General features: G+C 48.3%; 15 protein-coding genes. 6 read left to right on the top strand and 9 right to left on the bottom strand.

What is annotated here, in order from left to right:
• Nucleotide 1: 1 nt before the first annotated feature.
• The 5 genes from VIM87_RS14120 to VIM87_RS14100 form a co-directional block, all read right to left on the bottom strand.
• The gene (locus VIM87_RS14120) at nt 2-3,415 is read right to left on the bottom strand and encodes a SusC/RagA family TonB-linked outer membrane protein (RefSeq protein ID WP_331997618.1); all 3,414 of its coding nucleotides are present in this window, start codon (nt 3,413-3,415) and stop codon (nt 2-4) included.
• A gap of 31 nt (nt 3,416-3,446) precedes the next feature.
• On the bottom strand, nt 3,447-4,433 hold the full coding sequence (locus tag VIM87_RS14115; protein WP_331997617.1) for a FecR family protein: 987 nt from the start codon (nt 4,431-4,433) through the stop codon (nt 3,447-3,449).
• A gap of 80 nt (nt 4,434-4,513) precedes the next feature.
• The gene (locus tag VIM87_RS14110; protein WP_331997616.1) at nt 4,514-5,065 is read right to left on the bottom strand and encodes an RNA polymerase sigma-70 factor; all 552 of its coding nucleotides are present in this window, start codon (nt 5,063-5,065) and stop codon (nt 4,514-4,516) included.
• Nucleotides 5,066-5,240: 175 nt separating this feature from the next.
• Nucleotides 5,241-6,479 (bottom strand): hypothetical protein, encoded by a 1,239-nt coding sequence (locus tag VIM87_RS14105; RefSeq protein WP_331997615.1) that lies wholly within the window; start codon nt 6,477-6,479, stop codon nt 5,241-5,243.
• A gap of 42 nt (nt 6,480-6,521) precedes the next feature.
• Nucleotides 6,522-7,880 carry a DUF4270 family protein gene (locus tag VIM87_RS14100; RefSeq protein ID WP_331997614.1) on the bottom strand — a complete coding sequence of 453 codons (1,359 nt, stop codon included), beginning with the start codon at nt 7,878-7,880 and terminating at the stop codon, nt 6,522-6,524.
• Nucleotides 7,881-8,212: 332 nt separating this feature from the next.
• Here VIM87_RS14100 and VIM87_RS14095 point away from each other — a divergent pair, with 332 nt between their 5' ends.
• The 4 genes from VIM87_RS14095 to VIM87_RS14080 all read left to right on the top strand — a co-directional run bounded on the left by VIM87_RS14095 (nt 8,213) and on the right by VIM87_RS14080 (nt 11,625).
• Nucleotides 8,213-9,136, top strand: a complete 924-nt coding sequence (locus VIM87_RS14095; protein WP_331997613.1) for a Kelch repeat-containing protein — start codon at nt 8,213-8,215, stop codon at nt 9,134-9,136.
• Nucleotides 9,129-9,485 (top strand): DUF4907 domain-containing protein, encoded by a 357-nt coding sequence (locus VIM87_RS14090; protein ID WP_331997612.1) that lies wholly within the window; start codon nt 9,129-9,131, stop codon nt 9,483-9,485. The genes VIM87_RS14095 and VIM87_RS14090 overlap by 8 nt, the downstream gene beginning before the upstream one ends.
• Before the next feature lie 153 nt (nt 9,486-9,638).
• Complete coding sequence (locus tag VIM87_RS14085; RefSeq protein ID WP_331997611.1) at nt 9,639-10,928, top strand: sensor histidine kinase; 1,290 nt, start codon at nt 9,639-9,641, stop codon at nt 10,926-10,928.
• Nucleotides 10,921-11,625: a LytTR family DNA-binding domain-containing protein gene (locus VIM87_RS14080; protein WP_331997610.1), complete on the top strand. Its 705-nt coding sequence runs from the start codon at nt 10,921-10,923 to the stop codon at nt 11,623-11,625. Before VIM87_RS14085 ends, VIM87_RS14080 begins: the two co-directional genes overlap by 8 nt.
• Nucleotides 11,626-11,704: 79 nt before the next feature.
• Here VIM87_RS14080 and VIM87_RS14075 read toward each other — a convergent pair whose 3' ends face one another.
• Both VIM87_RS14075 and VIM87_RS14070 read right to left on the bottom strand, forming a co-directional pair.
• Nucleotides 11,705-12,742 carry an SO2930 family diheme c-type cytochrome gene (locus tag VIM87_RS14075; RefSeq protein ID WP_331997609.1) on the bottom strand — a complete coding sequence of 346 codons (1,038 nt, stop codon included), beginning with the start codon at nt 12,740-12,742 and terminating at the stop codon, nt 11,705-11,707.
• A complete protein-coding gene (locus VIM87_RS14070) occupies nt 12,742-13,968 on the bottom strand; it encodes a parallel beta-helix domain-containing protein (RefSeq protein ID WP_331997608.1) in 1,227 nt (408 codons plus the stop codon). Before VIM87_RS14070 ends, VIM87_RS14075 begins: the two co-directional genes overlap by 1 nt.
• A 121-nt stretch (nt 13,969-14,089) precedes the next feature.
• Between VIM87_RS14070 and VIM87_RS14065 the strand changes: the two genes are divergently transcribed.
• Nucleotides 14,090-14,218 carry a hypothetical protein gene (locus VIM87_RS14065; protein ID WP_331997607.1) on the top strand — a complete coding sequence of 43 codons (129 nt, stop codon included), beginning with the start codon at nt 14,090-14,092 and terminating at the stop codon, nt 14,216-14,218.
• 125 nt (nt 14,219-14,343) lie between these two features.
• On the opposite strand, the gene VIM87_RS14060 is transcribed toward VIM87_RS14065, so the two are convergent.
• Both VIM87_RS14060 and glmM read right to left on the bottom strand, forming a co-directional pair.
• Nucleotides 14,344-15,471 (bottom strand): cysteine desulfurase family protein, encoded by a 1,128-nt coding sequence (locus VIM87_RS14060; protein ID WP_331997606.1) that lies wholly within the window; start codon nt 15,469-15,471, stop codon nt 14,344-14,346.
• A 173-nt stretch (nt 15,472-15,644) separates the two neighbouring features.
• Nucleotides 15,645-17,030 (bottom strand): phosphoglucosamine mutase, encoded by a 1,386-nt coding sequence (gene glmM, locus VIM87_RS14055; protein WP_331997605.1) that lies wholly within the window; start codon nt 17,028-17,030, stop codon nt 15,645-15,647.
• Between the two features lie 250 nt (nt 17,031-17,280).
• On the opposite strand from glmM, the gene VIM87_RS14050 reads away from it, so the two are divergent.
• Nucleotides 17,281-18,097: hypothetical protein (locus VIM87_RS14050; RefSeq protein WP_331997604.1), on the top strand; the 817-nt coding region annotated here is incomplete at its 3' end.

Raw genomic sequence — 18,097 nt, 5'->3', positions numbered from 1 at the left:
TTTAGAATTCCACATTTAATCCGAAAGTGTAAGTACGTACCTGGGGATAATACCGGCTGTCGTTTGGTGATTCCGGATCTATATCCTTAGGCAGGCCGCTGAAGGTGAGCAGGTTTTGCCCGCTTACGTATAACCGGCAGCGTGATAAACCTGCTGCCTGTAACCATGCTTTAGGCAGGGTATAACCCAGCTGCAGGCTTTTTAAACGCAGGTATGCGCCGCTTCTTACCCAGTAGGAAGAGGAGGCATAGTTCTGTGGAGTGTTTATCAGGCGCGGGAAAGTGGCGCTGGTGTTTTCAGGCGTCCAGCTGTTCAGGTGCTCCGCTTTAAAGTTGGCATCACTGTTAATAGGCGCCCTTTCCATTACTACGGTGTTAATAGACACTTTGCCTACACCCTGGAAAAATGCAGCAAGGTCAAAACCTTTGTAGCCGCCGCCCAGGTTTACGCCATAGGTATAACGGGGAATAGCGCTGCCCAGGTACACCATATCACCGCCTACAGAGGCATCGCCTTCTTTCACTACCTTGTCATTATTCTGATCCTTATACATCAGGTCACCGGGGGCAATGTTAGCGCCGGGCTGTGGTGCATGGTTGTTCACCTGGTCCTGTGTCTGGAAAATACCTTCTACCTGGTACCCGTAAAAACCATCAATGGGTATACCTTTTATTCTGCCGGTGTAAATGTTGTTATTGTCTTTGCTTACTACATCGGCCCCTTTCAGGTCAACGATCTCGTTACGCACGTCGGACAGGTTAGCCCCTACATTGTAGCTGAAATCGCCTATTTTATTATGGTAGTTCACGGCTACTTCCCAGCCGGTATTACGCACTTTACCGGCGTTTTGCACGGCTGCATTCAGCCCTACATACATTGGCAGACGCAGGTCCAGCAGAATGTCGGAAGTATTTTTCTGGTAGTAATCAAATGTAACATCCAGGTTCTTCAGCACGGTCAGGTCCAGGCCTATATCCGTCATCTGCGTGGTTTCCCAGGTAAGCCCTGAGTTGGGATATACCGTAATACCTGCAGTGGGGTTCAGAGAGCCGCCAAAGGGGTAGCTGTTGTACTGGTAAGTGGTTTGATAAGGATAATTGAGCCTGGAAGGATCGGTGTTGTTCACAAAAACATCATTCCCCAGCTTACCCCAGCTGCCGCGCAGCTTCAGGTTGTTGATGAAGGTAACATCCTGCATAAACTCTTCACCGGAAACACGCCAGCCTGCGGAGAAGGAGGGGAACCAGCCCCATTTCTGATTGTCGGCAAAGCGGGATGAACCGTCCCTTCTGATATTGGCTTCAAACAGGTATTTGTCTTTATAAGCATAATTCAACCGGCCAAAGAAAGAAAGCAGGCTGTAAGCATTTGCAGTACCTTTTGCCTGCTGCCCATCAGCCGCGCCGGCATTGATCTGTTCAATCTCACCGTTCGGCAGGTTGGTACGGTAACCGCTCAGGTCATCATTGGTTTCTGTTAAGCGCGATGCGCCGCCCATCAGCTTAAAATAATGGCCGCCACTCAGGTTCTTCTCATACTCTATTAAACCCTGGAAGTTACGGAACCAGTAACCCTGGTATTCTTTGGTAATGTTGTTCTGGCCAACGGTTAAGGTGTTAGTGTTTTCGGGGAAGTTGGTAAAATAATCCAGCGATCTGTTATGAGTGCTGTTGTAAACGGAGCGGTAGTTCACCGCTGCCAGGCCGGTTATCTTTAACCCGTCGATCAGCTGGTAGCTGCCTTTGAAGTTACCGGTGAACAGGTTGTTCTTGTATACATACAAGCCGCCTTCATCCTGCAGGCGAATGGGGTTTTGGCCGCCTCTTACCAGGCCCCAGGTACCATCGGAATATTTATTTACGTTCAGCGGGTTGGTAATAAATGCCTGGCCAAACTGGTACCATGCAGAGCCTTCCTGGCCCTGTGGTTCCTGCTGGTCGCCCAGGCGGGTAGAGATGTCTGCGCTGAGGCTTAGTTTTTTAGTGATCTGGATATCTGTATTTAAACGAACGGTAATGCGGTTGTAATCCATGTTCCTGATCAAACCTTTCTGATCAAAGTAGTTGGTGGAGAACTGGTACTTGATATTTTCCGTACCACCGCCTACATTCAGGCTATGTGATTGCTGAAAGCCGCTGCCGGTAAGGATATCCTTTAACCAATAATTATCGGGGTACAGGTCTTTATTACGGTTGGGATCATCATAGGCAGCGATCTGTGCATCCGTATACTGTGCGCTGGAACCGGAGTTGATGCGCAGCTGGTTCACCAGTTTCATAAAGTCCTGCGCACCTACGAATTTAGCCAGGCGGGCCGGGTTTTGCCAGCCGAAGTAGTTGGAATAAGTAACTTTGGCTTTACCGGTGCTGCCTCTTTTAGTGGTGATGAGTATAACGCCGTTGGCTGCACGAACACCGTAAATAGAGGCTGCTGCAGCATCTTTCAGGATAGACATAGAGGCAATATCATTTGCATCCACATCATTCATGTTGTACTGCACTCCATCCACCAATACCAGCGGATCATTATTGTTCAGCGTACCCATGCCGCGTATGCGGATGGTGCCCTGGTCGCTGCCGGGCTGCCCGCTGTTTTGCGTAACTGTTACACCGGGGGCTACACCCTGCAGGGCGGCAGATACCTGGCCTACCGGTTTCCAGTTCACATCTGCACCGGAAAGGGCCGATACTGCGCCGGTAACATTCACCTTCTTTTGCGTGCCGTAACCTACCACCACTACTTCTGACATGGCTTTAATATCCTGCGCCAGCTGCACATTAATGCTGCTGCGGTTGGCAATGGCTATTTCCTGTTTCAGGTAACCCATGTAAGAGAATTCCAGTGTGCCGTTACCATCGGGTACCGGCAGGGTATAAGTGCCGTTAGCATCGGTAGTAGTACCGGTGGTGGTGCCTTTCAGCAGCACGGTAACGCCGGGTACCGGCTGGCCTTTTTCATCCGTTACCTGGCCTTTTACTATGATCTGCTGCACTGCACCGGGGCTATAAATGCTGCTGCCCGGGTTCAGGGCCGGACTGGCGGCATTATCGTTTGCCGGTGCGGGCTGCTCCGGGGGTGTTTCATCTTTGCTGTAAATAATATAAAAGTTATCTCTTACTTTTTTATACTTCAGGTCATTAGTATTGGTGAGCGCTTCCAGGGCTGCTTCCAGGGAAGACTGCGTATCTGCCGTGGCAGTGCTGAGCGGTTTTTTTTCAAGCTGGCTTTTATATAGAAAGGATACGCCGTACTTTAATTCAAGCTGGCTTAACACATTTTTCAGGAGCTTCTTTTTTGCATTGGATGCGGGTTGGGATTGGCGTGGAATGGCGGCCATATCCTGGGCGTGAGCAGGGAGCCCGCAGTAACAGCTCACGCTAATGGCTGTTATAAAGGACATAAAGTATCTGTTCATAATACTTTGGTTGAGTGTTATCTAAAATTGGTTATTGTTGGTTCTTTTCAATGTTCACCGTAGCGTTTTGCCGGGTAATTTTCAGGTCAAACAGCTGCGAAAGGCCTTCCAGCAGCATGTTGGCATTCTGGCTGGGCACCGTACCTGAAAACTGCTGGTGCAGCAGTGTGGAATCTTTAATGATCACGGTAATGCCGTATGTTTCCTGTAATACCTGTGCTACCTGCGCCAGGTCGGCATTGCTGAACTGCAGCTTATGGTTTTTCCAGGAAGCATAGGCCGCTGCGTTAATATGCTTTTTTACAAGGGAGCGGGCATTGGTATTTACCTCTACCAGCTCGCCGGGCTGCATTTCTATAGGCGCCGGCAGGGCTTTGCTGCTGCCGCTTAAGCGTACCTTACCGGTATTCAGCACAACCTGTGTGCGGCTTTCACGGTCCAGCACATTAAACGTGGTGCCTAATACCTCTACATTGATCTGGTGTGCAGTATGTACCAGGAAACGTTTTTGCGCAGCCGGCTTTACATCAAAGAATGCCTCGCCCCGGATCCATATTTCACGGGCTTTCGCGGAGTTCCAGTACCGGCGGTATTGCAGGCTGCTATTGCCGTTCAGCGTAACTACAGACTGATCGGGCAGCGTAAAGCTGCGCACTTCGCCATAAGCGGTCTGGTATTTTACCAGGCTGTTTTGCTGGTACATTTTCCACGCGGCAAAAGAAAGCACTGCCACGCCGGTAATAACGGCGGCGGCTTTTAACGGCGCCCATCCCCGCCACCTTTGCCGGGGCGTGGTTATATCCGTTTGCTGTGTGGTGTGCAGTATGCGCTGGAACAGCTCCTCCGACCGCCGGGTGCGGGCCAGCTCCGGCTGCAGGGAGCCGTTTTCAAGATCCTCCCGGATGGCGGCAGACAGGTATTGGCGGCCTTCATCCGTATCCAGCCATTCCAATACTTGCTGATATTCTTCCGGGGTGCATTGGTTGTTAAAGAATTTTGCTAATAGTGCAGGGTCCATTTCTTGCATGTATAAATTGCCTCCTTACTAAGTACTACACCCGGCACAAGGCAAAGTATTATATGCGCAGAAAAAAAATTTCAGAGAAAAAGACGAACCAGCAAAATGAGGAGCGTGCTGCTGAATAATTTGAGGTAATGCCGTAACAGCTGGCTGGCCTGGGAGAACTGGAACTTAACGGTATTGATGGAGATGCCGAGCTTTTGAGCTACTTCTTCGTTGCTAAGCCCTTCTACCGTTCTTAATTTAAAGATGTGTTTTTTGCGGGGGGAAAGCTGTTCTATGGCCTGGTCCAGGGCCTTTTTATAATCATTGAACAGCACTACGGCTTCCGGCTCCTCATGGGAGGCAGGGGCCTGGTAAGAAAGATTGTATTGTTTGATGAGCGCGCGTTTATGATCGCGGATCACATTCAGCACATGGAACTTTAAACATTTGAACAGGAAGTTACGCACACCCTGCGCAGGGTCCAGCTGCTGGCGGTTAACCCAGAGCTTTACAAATACCTCGTGCACTGCATCCTCTGCCATTACTGCGTTCTTCAGATATTTACAGGCTACTCCATATAATAACTGGTGGTATAAGCTGTATAACTCTTTGAAAGCAACGTGGTCGCCGGATTGCAGGCGCATTGTCAATAGCAATTCTCTATCTGCATAGTGTACAGGCACTATTTCCCCCTTCTGTTTACGAGTTTAGAGATGCTGCGCTAACGTTGGCACAGTTACTAAAATTAGGAAACGGGGAAATACTGTGTTAATGAAAACTTAACAATTACTACTGCTTTTTTACCCAAAAAGAAGGGGACTATTCGTATATTCTGCGTATAAACCAGATATCGCGCAAAGAGAAGTGTAATACAGCATTCACATAATTCTCCTTGATCAGGTTATTGGAGGTAACACCACGTTGCCCTACCTCTATACCCAGGTAGTAACGTAAAGCGCCGTTGCGGCTGGGCAGTGATACGCCTACAGAACCGGCAACATCCTTGATCTGCTGCCCTGCTATCACCAGGTAGGATTTATTTTGGGAAAAGCCTGCCTGCAGCACCATGCCTTCAACTATACCATTAAAGTAATGTCTTTTAAAGGCGTATTCTATACCGCCGGCAATCCGCTCCGCATCCGTGAGCCTGTAATTGGTTTGGCTGGGGTTAATACCGCTCCATAGCTGTTTGCGGTAATCAGCTACAATGGTGATGTTACCTTTACCTAAAGACAGGCCTGCGCCGTATTGCTCCGGCAGGGAAAATTTCTGTGTGCCCTGGTCGTCTTTATACAGCACGGTTTCATTAGCGTTCACCACATTCACCGTATGCTGGAAACGCATGGTGGTTTTAAAGCGGTAAGTGGCGCCCAGGCCTATTTCCCAGTCTTTTATCTTACCGGAATATTGCAGGCCGGTATTGAAGTTCACATTATAGGCATAGCGTTTATCTACGGTGGATACCGTATCATTACCCAGTGTTTCAGTTGTATTAATAGGCCCGAACAGGAACGCAGAGGAAACCCCTACAGAAAAGTTCTTGGTAAGTTTTATAGCATTGGATACATATACCCGGTTAATGCCGCCGGTGCCTTCAGTAACCGCATCTATCGCCTGGCCGGTACCTTCAATAAAGCGCTGGTTCAGCAGCTTATAATCAACGGTGCTGTAAGGGGTAAGGCCGGCGCTGATGCCCCAGCGTTTATTGGCTTTAAAACCAATGGCCAGCCGTTTGATGTTCACATCACCGGCGCTCTGGCTCAGGCTTTCGCCTTTATAGCTTACACTGGTGCCGCGCAGGGCTACATCAAACATAAAGTTTTGCGCCGGAATGGCGGTATAGGAAGCGGGATTGAGCTCATTCAGATAATAAAGGGAAGGGCGTGCCATACCGGCGCTGCCCAGGCCGAAGTTACGGCTGTAATCACGGTCTTCAAGATCGCCTACACCAAAAGCAGAGTACAGGGAGTTTATGCCTTTGCCGGTTTGCGCATTTGCCTGTACACAGCCTAACAGCAACAAACCACAGATACCGGTATATTTTTTTATGTTGAACATTTACACTTATTTAAAATTTGCCTTCACGTTTTTAGCGGCGTATTAATTGTACAGCAGGTAATATACCTGGATACGGATCTTGTTCTGTTTATTCTTACTATCTCCCAGTACCAGCCGGTTAAAGTTGGTGGTAGCAGCCCCTCTGGACGGCATTACCAGCAACCCGTAGTTGTTATAGCCGTTGCTGTTAATATTATTAATGGCGTAGTGTGTAATATCGTAGGTGTAGGTAGTATTTAACTGATACAGGTTATCAATTACCAGGTTGCCGTGCTGCACACCGCCGGTGCTGGCAACAAGGGTATCTATCACATTATTCTTATCATCCGCCTCACACAGGGTCACCGCCGGGGGCAGGGTGTAATAGTTCTGGTAAGTGCCTGCAACCGGTAATAAGGTAAGCGTAGCCCGCATCACCTTAAAGAACTTACCCACCGAGGCCAGGGTTTTCAGCGAAGGCAGGTCTATCCGGGTAAGGATGCCGGTAAGCGGCTGCACAAAGCTCATATTATTGGTAGCGGTGCTGGGCAGGCTTTTGGTAGTGCCGGTAAGGCCGGCCAGCAGGGTGCCGGTACGGTCGGCAGAGATCTGGTTAAACTGCACATCCGGGTTGTACAGGTTCATATCCAGGTGACGGTCTGTTATGATCACTTCATTTACATGGTAGTGCAAACGCAGGATCACAGAGGTATCGCTGGTGAGGAAGCCCATAATATTGGCGCTGCTGGCGCCAGGTTTGATGGCCAGGCCCCGGTAATATTGCAGGAAGATATCCTGGGTGGATACCTCGTTATTCTTATTCTTGAACAGGTTAAATAACGTATTCCCGTAGCTGTTAGGCAGCTTAATGTGAATGCTGCTGTCGCTGCTGGGCCTTACTACCTGCTGTACGCTGGCCAAAGGCTGCGCGGCTGTCTGGAAATTGCTGTTATTATATAAATAGGCGCTGTTCTCTGCTTTCTGAATGGTTTGTAATACTTCGTATACGCCGATCTCCTGCATGGCCAGCGTATCCCCGTATACCTGCCTGTTAGGTTTCAGGATCAGCTCTACAGAATCGTACCTGGATGACAGGTCGGCCTGCATGGCGCTGGTAACGGTGGAGGAAGGCAGCTGCAGCTGGAAGAATGCAGATGAGGTTATTTTACCCAGGTAAGGATCCTGGTGGCGGCCGCATAACATAACACCGGTACCGTTGGTTGGAACCGAATCCAGTGCCACGGTGTTCATGTTAATGGTTAAGGTATCCGCAACTATATAGCTGGACGGCTGATTACTGCCCGTCAGGTCGTAGGTAAATCCGTTCTTTTCACAAGCGCTGCTGGTGGCCAGCAATAGCATGGCCACCCCAATTTTTAAGTAGGCATGGGCGCACCTGACACGGCAAATAATATTGTTCATGGAGCGCAATTTTAGACAGGAAGCCTACTTTCCGTTGATTTAATATGCCAACAGCGGTTTTTCATCGATGAATCCGCGGGAATCTTCTTTATATAGCCGCCTGCCCCCCAAAGGGGGGTAATAGGTTAAACCAAGCAATTGGCAGACGAAAAACACCCTTTTGTCCGGTGAAAGGGGTGGTATATCTATTTTATATTTATGCTAATATAACGGCGGATAATTTTGGCAGCTATAAAAATTATAAAATGCTAATGCGTTATTCAACAGGTTTTTGTTTGCTGATGTCCTTGACGTGGATGGCCTGCTCTAAAAGTAGTGATAGTACTACAACGGTGGGGAACTGGATTCATAAGGTGGATTTTAAAGGTGCTGCCCGCAGCGAAGCGGTGAGCTTTACCATTGCAGATACTGCTTTTGTTGGTACTGGCTATGATGGAACTAATCGCCTGAAGGATTTTTACTCCTACGATGCAGAAAAAAATACCTGGACGCAACGCGCTTCCTTACCGGATGCTGCCCCCGGCCGTAACAGCGCCGTAGCTTTTTCCGTAGGTGGTAAAGGTTATATGGGTACCGGCACAGATGGTGTGAATAAATTCAACGACTTTTACGAATATGACCCGGCATTAAACGCCTGGACCGCAAAAGCGCCCTTCCCCGGTACGCCCCGTTATGGCGCCGTAGGTTTTGGCGTTGCCGGCAATGGCTACATAGCCACCGGTTATGACGGTACCTGGTTAAACGATACTTACCAGTACAACCCGGGCAGCAACACCTGGTCTGCCAAGTCTGATGTACCCAACTCTAAAAGACAGGATGCTTCTGCCTTCGTGATCGGTGATTCTGCCTATATAGTAACCGGTACTTCCAATCTTACTACCATTAATGAGCTGAGCCGCTACGATCCCAAAACCGATAGCTGGATCCTGAAAAGAGCGATCACCAATGTTAGCGACGACGATTATGATAATGATTATACTTCCATAGCCGGCAGCAATTGCTCTGTTTTTGTAATGAACAACAAAGCATACCTGGCTACCGGTGCTAAACCCAGCATTTCCAACGTATGTTGGGAATATGATCCGGTAACAGACCTGTGGGACCTGAAGCAGCCTTTTGAAGGTACTGCCCGTACCGGCGCCGTAGGTTTTGCTATTAAGAACCGTGGCTTTATAACTACCGGCTCCAGTGGCAGCGTACAGCTGAGCGATACCTGGGAATTTAATCCCACACAGGATTACAACAAGAATGACTAAAGGCAGGCAACATATCATCCTCCTTACAGGAGGGTGGCTGTTGCTGGTGATCATAGCATTTGGATGCACCAGTCAGCCATCCGCCAGGGAAACTACTAATACAACCGCAGTGCAGGACAGCATTGCGGTTGTACCTTTTGAGACCGGTGGTGGCTGGGGCTATTCCGTGAACATTGGCGCCCGCCCCTATATTTACCAGGATATTATACCGGCCCTGCCAGGCAGGAATGTGTTTAAGACCAAAGCCGATGCCCTGCGCGTAGGCAACCGCGTAGCAGAAAAAATGCGCAATAAGCAGCTGCCTACTATCAGCAAAGAGGAGCTGGTGGAGATGGGGATTGTGAAGTAGTGGAGTGTTGATAAACAATCCTTTACGAAGCAGACTATGGACCATAGACATCGACCATGGACTATTTTAACATATGCTTATAATTGGTTAACAAATTTTAACAGATGGTTAACCCGATAGTGATGTATGTTTACCCCGCTTTTCAGGCGGTGTATGATCAATTTTAAAAATATTTACAGGAACCGGCTCTTCATTATTGGATTGCACATTATTGCGTGGACCTGTTTCCTGTTACTTCCCTTTTTTATTTACCGCCTGCGGATCCTGCATCCCTGGTTCTTTACCCGGGAAATTATAGATAACCTGTTCCTCATAGGTGTATTTTATCTCAATATTTACGTACTCATACCGCGCTTTTTTACCCTTAAAAAGATTGTTTATTACTTTGGCTGCGTGCTGTTGGTATTGGTTTTCATTACGGTACAGCAGGCGGTGATGGATCATTTCTTCATGCGCTACCTGGCCACTCATAAGGTAGAACTGAACCTGCCGGGTACCGCTATAGATAGCTCGGGGAAAGTAACTTTAGTACCGGCTCGTGCGTTTATGCGTTATCGCGCTTTTGCAGCAGGAGATAATGGAGTATATACCGCACCCCGGGCACGGTTCTTTGGTAACGGCCGGTATGTAACCGGGCCGCGCCCGCCGGAATTTGCAAGGGATTCCGTAATGGCACCCGGCCCTAACGGCGCCATGACCCTGATGCCTATAGGGCCACCCACTTTCTGGCAGCACATGTTTTTCCCGGAAGTGCTGCGAAAGTCAGTGCTGGCGGCACTATTGATGCTGCTGATGAGTGGTTTTATCAAGATTGCGCAGGAATGGTTCAAGAGTGAGCAGCAGCGGGAAGCCCTGAAAGTGGAGAAATTACATGCGGAATTAAAATTTTTAAAGTCGCAGATTAATCCTCACTTCCTTTTTAACTGTCTAAACACTATCTACTCGCTGGCGCATAAACATTCCGCACAAACGGAGAACGCTATTATCAAGCTGTCGACCATTATGCGGTATATGATCTATGAATCCAATGAGGATATGGTGCAGCTGCAGCACGAGCTGCAGTATTTACAGGATTACATTGACATACAGAAGCTGAGATTACCCTCCGGTATCCAGGTGGATTACCAGGAATGCGGATCGCCGGACGGGTTGTGGATAGAGCCCATGCTGCTGATACCTTTTGTGGAGAATGCTTTTAAACATGGTATCAGCTATACGGATCATTCTTTTATCAGCATTGTGGTTACGGTAGAGCAGCAGGTGGTGCGGATGCTGGTAAAGAACAGCTTATTCCCGCAGCGGGTAGGGGAGCAGGGCGGCATTGGGCTGCAGAATGTATTAAAACGACTGGAATTGTTATATATCAACAAACACGAGGTAACCATTACGGAAACTGAGCACCAATTTATTGCTGATCTTAAAATAGTGTTGAAAAATGATTAAGTGTATTGCAGTGGACGATGAACCATTGGCACTGGAGATCATCACGGACTTTGCCCGCAAAGTTCCTTTTCTCTCACTTGTGCAAACTTTTGAGAACGCCGCTGAGGCCATGCGGTTCCTGCAGGATGAAAAGGTTGACCTGGTATTCCTGGATATTAAAATGCCGGACATTAATGGTATTCAATTCCTGAAATCCCTCAAACACCCACCCCTGGTTATTTTTACAACGGCCTATGGTGAGTATGCGCTGGATGGTTTTGACCTGGATGTAGTGGATTACCTGCTGAAGCCCATCCCGTTCGACCGTTTTCTGCGGGCTGCTACCAAAGCCCAGGAATACATGACGGTGAGCCAGCAAAAGAATGGCGACAACGGCCATGTAAATGATTATATTTTCATAAAAACGGAATACAAGATCATTAAGATCAACCTGGAAGATATTTTGTTCATTGAAGCTTTGAAAGATTATACGAAGATCTATACACCTTACCAGCCTGTGTTAACGCTGCGCAGCCTGAAATCATTTGAGAGCCGCCTGCCGGCAGAGAAATTTATACGTGTGCACCGCTCTTACCTGGTATCCCTTAACAAGATCAATTCTGTAGAAAAGAATACTGTAATGATCGCCAATCAATCTATCCCGATCAGTGATGGGTACCGGGAAAGGTTTTATGAGGTGATAACGAGGAATTCGTAAATGTGCAAATATGCAGGTGTGCAAATGTGCAAATGTTGGTCTTCGTGGCCATTCATTTGCACATTTGCACATCCGCACATCATTTCATCTGCCTTATCCACTCCTTCACCAGCTCCACCCCCTCTTTGTGCGTAAGCTTGCGGCTGAGCTCCGGCATCATTATACCCGGGTCTGTGGATTCCATCCTGTAAACTAAAATGGACTTTTCCGGATGGCCGGGTACAATATCAAATTGCAGATCAGCTGCGCCGCGGCCTGCTGCTACCGGCGTTTTGTTGATGCCTATTTTTACCGGATCCTGCTCGCCGGCATTCAGGAATAAACCCGATGTTTTGGCCGGGCCCTCCGGTTTATGGCAATGGGCGCAGTTAATTTCCAGCCAGGTACGGGCGCGGGAAGCCAGGGTACCGCTTTTCGGATCATTCCATACCGGCACTTTGGGGGCCTTTCCTGCATCGTCCAATCCTTTTAAGATGCCTGCTTTTTGCCAGTGCTGCAGCTGGTTTTCGCGGCCGGTGGTATAATTGAAGTCGCCGTTCAGCTGCCGTGCGGTAGGGCCAATGGGTGTCATTACCTCATTGGTATTATGGCAGCCCTTGCATTGGTTCAGGTTAGGCACAATATATTCAAAGGAAACAGTATGCCCGTTGTGATCAATGAACTGCGTGGGTTTCCGGTCGCCGGCTACTTCCAGGAACGCATCGGTTTGTTCATCGTTCCAGATGTATACCAGCGCTTTCCAGCCGCCGGGTTCATGTTGCAGCAAACGTGTTTCCATCAGCCGCCGGCCCTTTTCCGGGTGGCGGAAGTCTTTTGGATAATAAAAGGTTTTAATGATGGTAGCGCCAACAGGCAGGTGCATTACATCAGTGCTGTCATATATGATCACACTGTCTTTGGGGAGCTGGATAAAACGCAGCTTCTCCGCATAGTCAGAGAAGAGCGGCGTGTTTAGCTGGTAAGGCATAATACCAGCTACCGGTATCTGCTCTGCTATATTACCACTGAAAAATCCGTAGGCCGATAAGGTTTCCTTAGGCGCTTCCCGTTGTGTACCTGACGCCAGCAGCGCCGCTAATAAGCCCAGTGTAAGGGTTATACCAATAACACGTTTCATCAATCTCCACTTTTAGCCGGTACCGTTATATTAGTGGTAACGGGGTTACTACAGTTATACTGTGCCGCATTGCGCGATACATTTTTGAAATTATTTCCTGCATCCAGGTTGGCAAAGCTGGCGTTCTTATTGTCGCTGATACAAATGCGGTACTCCGGTTTGTACTGGCCATTGGTGTCTGTCCATTCTTTATTAAGGATGCCGTCATAAAAAATATGCGGCACATTTTTCCCAAAACGCAGCTTGAACTTAAACATCAGGCCTATGCGCCCTTTGCCCTGGAACTTCACCGGGTCGCGCACATAATCATTATCATGAATGTACACGGTGGCCGGGTATGGATTGTACGTTGAATCCTTGATGGGGTTTTCCGTCATAAAGTAGCTGATGATAGCCGTGCCTGCGCTGTTGTTATAATGGATCTTGTTATTATACAATTCCACATGGCTGGTGGCCAGTATCATTACCCCGGTGCCTGCCGGCACTTTGGCCACAGTATTGCCTTTAGGTGCAAAGTTGGGAAAATTGTTATGGTGAATGTTGTTGTTATACACTTTTACATAACCGCCTTTTTTCTGCACCAGGTCCGGCAGGTCAAATACCAGGATGCCGCCGGTATTTTCCAGCGCTTCGTTGTTATATACTTCTGCATGCAGTGAGTTTTCTATTTCTATACCGGCCACATTGTTCTTAGCTACACAATTGCGCACTACAATGTCTTTGGATTGCCCTACGTACAAACCGGCGTCAGATGCGCCAATGGCCGTGCAGCTGTCTATCAGCACCTGCTGGCATTGTACAGGGTATAAGCCGTACGAGCCGTTCTCCTTCGCAGGTGGGCCGGTCCATTCCACTTTCACCTGTTTAAAGGCGATGTTGGTAACATTCATGGTTTTAATACCATCGCCTTTGGTATTCTGTACGGTAAGATCGCGGATGGTAATGTCCTGCGCATTGGATACCCGCAGGCCTTCGGCGCCTTCACTTTGTCCTTTGAAGTTAAGGATGGTCTTATCCATACCGGCGCCTTTGATCAGGATATTCTTTTTACCTTCCAGTGATAGGGTAGAGGAGAGCTGGAATTGCCCTGCGGGCAGCTCAATTACGCTGCCGTCTTCGGCCATGATCAGTTGGCGTTGTAATTGTTTTTGTATGTCCTGCTGGGCATAAATGGGCTGATGGCAGATGGCCAGCACGCCCAGGGTTAAAATGGGGATGATGCGCATAATACGTGGATTTACAGGCTATCTAAATTTACGGAAAAAAAGGGTAGAAAACGGTTCGCGTGGAAATATCGTGAGCATTCAAAGGGTATTTGAAAAAGGTGAAACGAGGTTTTATAATTATATGAAGGATAAGATTAAGCTGGTTGTAGATATGTATGAAGACGAGGAGATAGAAGAAGGGGAAAATATGTATTACAGTAAAACCAGCGCTATCATTATCACAAATAAAAAAGGCCCATCAGCAACCTAAGCAGGGTACCCTGCCACGCTCAGAGAGCGACTTTCAATTGTAACAGACCGGTACAAAGATGTACCATTCCAATAAATAAAAAAAATCCCGGCCGCTGAGCCGGGATCTTGCTTATATAAAGTTACTTATACCAGCTCTTTCAACTTATCTACCACCTGGTCTATCTCCTCTTTGGTATTGTCTTTAGAGAAGGAAAAACGTACGCTGATCTGGTTAGGATTGCTGTTCAGCGCGCGGATCACGTGGGAGCCTGCATCAGCACCGGATGTACAGGCACTGCCGCCGGAAGCGCAAATGCCGTTTATATCCAGGTTAAAGAGGATCATCTCACTCTTTTCAGATTTAGGGAAAGATACATTTAACACGGTGTACAGGCTACGCCCGTGCAGGTCGCCATTAAAGCCAATGCCGGGTATGTGCTGCTGCAATTGTGCGGCCATGTACATACGCAGGTCATTAATGTATTTGCTATGCTCTTCATAATGGGCAGTGGCCAGCTCCAGGGCTTTGGCAAACCCAATAATGCCATACAGGTTCTCTGTACCGGCCCGCATATTACGTTCCTGTGCGCCGCCCTGTATAAAAGGCGTGATCTTTACATTCTCGTTAATATACAGGATGCCTACCCCTTTCGGGCCGTGAAACTTATGCCCCGCGCCGTTAATAAAGTGTACCGGTGTATTGCGCAGGTCAAACGGGTAGTGCCCTACGGTTTGCACGGTATCGGAATGGAAAATGGCATCAAACTCCTGGCATAGCTTACCTACCGCGTGTATATCCAGCAGGTTACCAATTTCGTTGTTGGCATGCATCAGGGTAACCAGGCTTCTTTTGGAGGAACCGGCCAGCAGTGCGCGCAGGTGCTCCATATCAATATGCCCGTTGGGCAACACCTTTACATAAGAGAGCGCAATATTTTGCCCGCTGTGCAGCTGTTCTACACTGTGCAGGGTGGCATGGTGCTCTATCTCAGAGGTAATAATGTGGCGGCAGCCCAGGTCGCGGATAGCGGCATTAATAGCTGTATTGCTGCTTTCTGTGCCGCCGGAGGTAAAGAAGATCTCTCCCGGGTGCGCGTTCAGGATCTTAGCTACCGTTTTACGGGCATTTTCTATACCCAGCCGGGATTCCCGCCCGTAAGAGTAAATAGAGGAAGGATTGCCGAAATGATCTGTCATATACGGCAACATTGCATCCAGCACGGCCTTATCCAGCGGTGTGGTTGCTGCATTGTCAAAGTAAATTCTTTTCAAGGTGTGGATGGTGGTTTTTGATATAATAAAAATGGGCGCTCTAAAGCGCCCACAAATGTCCGAAAAAATTTTATAAAACGGTCCACCGTCAACTAACCACGGTCCACTGCCTTTCACGTATCGCAATTGCACTCGTTACAGGCCATGGACCATGGACCATGGTCTGTGGACTATTAATGCATAAACTCCTTAATATCCTGCATAATACGGCGGGCAATATTGTCGGCCGTAGTTTCAAACTGGCTTTCAGCATAAATGCGGATGATAGGTTCGGTATTGGAAGTGCGCAGGTGCACCCAGTCCTTTTCAAACTCTATCTTCAGGCCATCTTCTGTATTGGTAGGCTGGTTCTTGTACTTGCCCTGTATCTTTTCAAAGATGGTTTTTACGTTCACACCTTTATCCAGCTCAATCTTATTCTTGGAAATAAAGTAATCAGGGTAGCTGTTGCGCAGGTTCTTGATGTTCTTTTTGCTGTGCGCCATATGGCTCAGGAACAGGCCTATGCCGATGAGCGCATCGCGGCCATAGTGCAGGTCCGGTACAATAATACCACCATTGCCTTCACCGCCTATTACAGCATTCACTTCCTTCATTTTCTTTACTACATTCACCTCGCCTACAGCAGAAGGGTAGTACTCCCCGCCATTCTTCAGTGTAACATCTTTTAATGCCTGGGTAGAGGAAAGGTTGGAAACCGTGTTCCCTTTTCTTTTACTCAGTATATAATCTGCTACTGCCACCAGGGTATATTCTTCGCCAAACATGCTGCCATCTTCACATACAAAGCAAAGGCGGTCTACATCCGGATCTACGGCAATGCCCAGGTCTGCGTTGGAGCGGTTAACTTCGTTGGAAAGGGCAGATAAATTTTCAGGAAGCGGTTCGGGGTTGTGGCTGAAACGGCCGTTCACTTCACCAAAAAGTACTTCTACCTGAGTTACACCCAACGCCTTCAGCAGGGCAGGGATGAAGATGGCGCCAGTTGAGTTTACAGCATCCACCACTACCTTAAAGTCACGTTCGCGGATGGCGGCAACATCCACCAGGGGATAGTTCACTACCAGGTCAATATGCTTTTGCAGGTAGCTGTCGTCCTGGTGATAGGTGCCCAGCTTATTCACATCTGCAAAGGTGAAATCTTCCCGCTCAGCAATATCCAGCAGCGCATTACCATCTGCGCCGGAAATAAACTCACCGTCGCTGTTCAACAGCTTCAGCGCGTTCCATTCCTTTGGATTATGGCTGGCAGTAATGATAATACCGCCGGCGGCCTTTTCCATCTTAACAGCAATTTCAACAGTGGGGGTAGTTGATAAGCCCAGGTCTACCACATCCAGGCCTAAACCGTTCAGGGTGGATACTACCAGGTTCTTTACCATTTCACCGGAGATGCGACCATCACGGCCAATCACTACTTTTTTGTTGTCAGGTTGTTGATTGGTTAGCCAGGTGCCGTATGCTGCGGTAAATTTTACTACATCCAGGGGAGAAAGTCCTTCGCCGGGGCGGCCGCCAATGGTGCCACGAATGCCGGATATCGATTTGATCAGTGCCACAAATTCAATTTTAAGGAAGGCAAAGATAAAAAAATCCACCAGCAAGAAAATTAATTTAGTTGCGATAGTCTATGGTCTGTAGTTGATAGTCCACGGCCTGTGCATCGGCAGACTGTAGCGCAACTTTTCGTGAGCAACCACCATGCACTAAGGACCATCGACAATGGACCAAATAAACTATATTTGCAGCTACGCTTTGAAATTTTTAATAATAAATAGACTTAATAATACATAAACGCTTACGTTTTACATGAAGTACTTTTGGAAGAATATACCCCGGTATATTCGGTATGTGCTTGTTCAAACACTCTGTCTTTTCATATTCACGGCCCTTTTTCGCCTGATATTTTACTGTTTCTTCTTTAAATCCTCCATCACAGATAGCGGTATTATTGCCAAAGCATGGTACCTGGGCCTGAAGTTTGACCTGCGCCTTACGCTCATCTTAATAATCCCACTGGCATTGCTGGCCGTTATTGCCCGGAATAAGTTCTTTACTTCAGCCGCCGTACGGCGCACCAGCTTCATATACCTGTTCGTGGTGTACCTGCTGCTAACGCTGTTGTATGTGCTGGACCTTGGCCACTATGCCTACCTGGGACTGCGTTTGGATCCGTCTATTACCCGCTTTTTTGCTTCCGGCGAGCGGGCAGATAATGCCAGGATGGTTTGGCAAAGCTACCCGGTAGTACGCGGCCTTATTGGTATAGCGCTGTTCCTGTTCCTGGTGAGCCGTTTGCTGGTATATACTTACCGCCGGTATGCCCGGCAGCAGGCGGTTAGCATCCGTAAAGGCCGTTATGCCGCCTGGATCAGCGCCCTGGTGCTGCTGTTTGCCGCCGGTATCTATGGCAACTTTGCCTATTTTCCCCTGCGCTGGAGCCAGGCCATGTTCACCCGCGACAATGGCATTACCAGCCTGGCCCTGAACCCGGTACTATACTTTGTATCCAACTTTACCGTAAAAGGCGATACCTACGATCTTCAAAAGACCCGCGAATATTACCCTTACCTGGCCAAATACCTGCGGGTAGATAGCCTCGATGCGCAAAAGCTGAGCTATGTAC

It is taken from the genome of Chitinophaga sp. (assembly GCF_036569125.1).
Taxonomy (GTDB): domain Bacteria; phylum Bacteroidota; class Bacteroidia; order Chitinophagales; family Chitinophagaceae; genus Chitinophaga.
The sequence above is the reverse complement of the archived record's forward strand: the minus strand, read 5'-3'. Positions and strand labels throughout refer to the sequence as shown.

Coding starts and splice junctions, on each gene's coding strand:
- VIM87_RS14120 (WP_331997618.1), bottom strand. CDS start 3,415: ATGAACAGATACTTTATGTCCTTTATAACAGCCATTAGCGTGAGCTGT.
- VIM87_RS14115 (WP_331997617.1), bottom strand. CDS start 4,433: ATGGACCCTGCACTATTAGCAAAATTCTTTAACAACCAATGCACCCCG.
- VIM87_RS14110 (WP_331997616.1), bottom strand. CDS start 5,065: ATGCGCCTGCAATCCGGCGACCACGTTGCTTTCAAAGAGTTATACAGC.
- VIM87_RS14105 (WP_331997615.1), bottom strand. CDS start 6,479: ATGTTCAACATAAAAAAATATACCGGTATCTGTGGTTTGTTGCTGTTA.
- VIM87_RS14100 (WP_331997614.1), bottom strand. CDS start 7,880: ATGAACAATATTATTTGCCGTGTCAGGTGCGCCCATGCCTACTTAAAA.
- VIM87_RS14090 (WP_331997612.1), top strand. CDS start 9,129: ATGACTAAAGGCAGGCAACATATCATCCTCCTTACAGGAGGGTGGCTG.
- VIM87_RS14085 (WP_331997611.1), top strand. CDS start 9,639: ATGATCAATTTTAAAAATATTTACAGGAACCGGCTCTTCATTATTGGA.
- VIM87_RS14080 (WP_331997610.1), top strand. CDS start 10,921: ATGATTAAGTGTATTGCAGTGGACGATGAACCATTGGCACTGGAGATC.
- VIM87_RS14075 (WP_331997609.1), bottom strand. CDS start 12,742: ATGAAACGTGTTATTGGTATAACCCTTACACTGGGCTTATTAGCGGCG.
- VIM87_RS14070 (WP_331997608.1), bottom strand. CDS start 13,968: ATGCGCATCATCCCCATTTTAACCCTGGGCGTGCTGGCCATCTGCCAT.
- VIM87_RS14065 (WP_331997607.1), top strand. CDS start 14,090: ATGAAGGATAAGATTAAGCTGGTTGTAGATATGTATGAAGACGAGGAG.